Origin of the sequence: Micrococcus sp. HMSC31B01 (assembly GCF_001816085.1) — a bacterium.
Taxonomy (GTDB): domain Bacteria; phylum Actinomycetota; class Actinomycetes; order Actinomycetales; family Micrococcaceae; genus Micrococcus; species Micrococcus luteus.
Genome location: NZ_KV825362.1, coordinates 1 through 1,684 on the forward strand (window position 1 = coordinate 1; position 1,684 = coordinate 1,684).

Here is a 1,684-nt window from a genome sequence, read left to right on the forward strand (position 1 = left end):
CGACGGCCCGGAACCCCCGGAGGTTCCGGGCCGTCGGCGTGGGTGGGCTCGGCCTGATGTGCCCCCACGGCCCGTGACGTCCGTCTCTATTTCGAATTTTGACGATCAGGCGTGGACAACCCGCCCGGATGATGTTTGAATTTGAAACAAGTTCGGAGGCCGAGGCGCCGCCCGCCGTGGCGGCCCACCCCGGACACACCAGACAGACCCGCTGAAAAGGAGCACCCCATGCGCGCCATCACCCCCGGCACCTGGAACCTGGACGCCGCGCACTCGGACGTCGACTTCGTCGTCCGCCACGCCGGCATCTCCAAGGTCCGCGGCACCTTCCACGCCGTGGAGGGCCAGCTCGTCATCGCCGAGGAGTTCACCCAGTCCTCCGTCGAGGTGACCGTCGACGTCGCCTCCATCAGCACCAAGAACGAGGGTCGCGACGCCCACCTGCGCTCCGCCGACTTCTTCGACGTGGAGCAGTTCCCCACCATGACCTTCCGCTCCACCGAGGTCCGCGGCGAGCCCGAGGAGTTCACCCTGGTCGGCGAGCTGACGCTGCACGGCGTCACCCGGACCGTGGAGCTCGAGGCCGAGTTCGGCGGCCAGGACAAGGATCCCTTCGGCGCGACCCGCGTGGGCTTCGAGGCCACCGGCGAGATCTCCCGCAAGGACTTCGGTCTGACCTGGAACGCCGCCACCGAGGCCGGCGGCGTCCTGGTCTCGGACAAGGTGAAGCTCGAGATCGGCGCCGCCTTCGTGCTGTCCGAGGCCGACGCCCAGGCCTGAGCCTGAGTCGACCTCGCGCGTCGAGACCGGGTCCCTCGATGAGGGGCCCGGTCTCCTCATAGGGTGGGGCCCATGATGGCTTCGAAGACCCCGCACCAGAACGTCACGTTCGACCTGCCCACGAAGGACGCCGGCCAGGACGGCGACCAGACGGGCCACGGCTACCTCGCGCTGCCCGCCTCCGGGAAGGGCCCCGGCGTGATCGTGATCCAGGAGTGGTGGGGTCTGGTGGACCACATCAAGGATGTGTGCGACCGCCTCGCCGACCTCGGCTTCGTCGCGCTCGCCCCCGACCTCTACGGAGGCTGGATCGCCCACGACGGCGACGAGGCCGGCGAGATGATGCAGAACCTGCCCGCCGAGGAGGGCGCCCGCCAGCTCGCCGGTGCCGTCGACTGGCTCCTGGCCCGGGACGAGGTGACCTCGCAGACCGTGGGCGCGATCGGCTTCTGCATGGGCGGCGGCTTCGTGCTCGCCCTCGCGGCCCAGCAGGGGGACAAGGTCTCCGCCGCCGTGCCCTTCTACGGCGTGGGCCAGGGCGTGCCCGGTGACTTCTCCGGCGTCACCGCCGCCGTCCAGGGCCACTACGCCGAGCAGGACGACTCCTTCCCCGTCGAGGACGCGCGGAGGCAGGAGCAGCAGATCCGCGAGGAGTCCGGGGCCGACGTCGAGTACTTCTACTACGACGCCCCGCACGCCTTCCACAACGACGAGAACCCCCAGGGCAACTACCGGCCCGAGGCCGCCGCCCTCGCCTGGGACCGCGCGGTCTCCTTCCTGAAGGAGAAGGTCCGCTGAGCGGCTCCCGTGGCGGCCGGGGCGGGAAGTCCCGCGCGAGCAGGGGCGGCCCCGCCCGGTCCACCCGCTCCGGCGGGCGTGGCGTGGCCAAGGGCGTGAAGCCCGC

The 1,684-nt window shown here is 71.0% G+C and carries 2 protein-coding genes; both read left to right on the forward strand.

The features are described 5' to 3' along the window. Positions 1-228: 228 nt before the first annotated feature. The gene (locus HMPREF3105_RS10840) at positions 229-780 is read left to right on the forward strand and encodes a YceI family protein (protein ID WP_041103494.1); all 552 of its coding nucleotides are present in this window, start codon (positions 229-231) and stop codon (positions 778-780) included. Positions 781-852: 72 nt separating this feature from the next. Further along, positions 853-1,578 (forward strand): dienelactone hydrolase family protein, encoded by a 726-nt coding sequence (locus HMPREF3105_RS10845; protein WP_070709595.1) that lies wholly within the window; start codon positions 853-855, stop codon positions 1,576-1,578. Positions 1,579-1,684 lie beyond the last annotated feature (106 nt).

Excerpts from the sequence above, each read along its gene's own strand:
- HMPREF3105_RS10845 (WP_070709595.1), top strand. The coding sequence starts at position 853 with ATGATGGCTTCGAAGACCCCGCACCAGAACGTCACGTTCGACCTGCCC.
- HMPREF3105_RS10840 (WP_041103494.1), top strand. The coding sequence starts at position 229 with ATGCGCGCCATCACCCCCGGCACCTGGAACCTGGACGCCGCGCACTCG.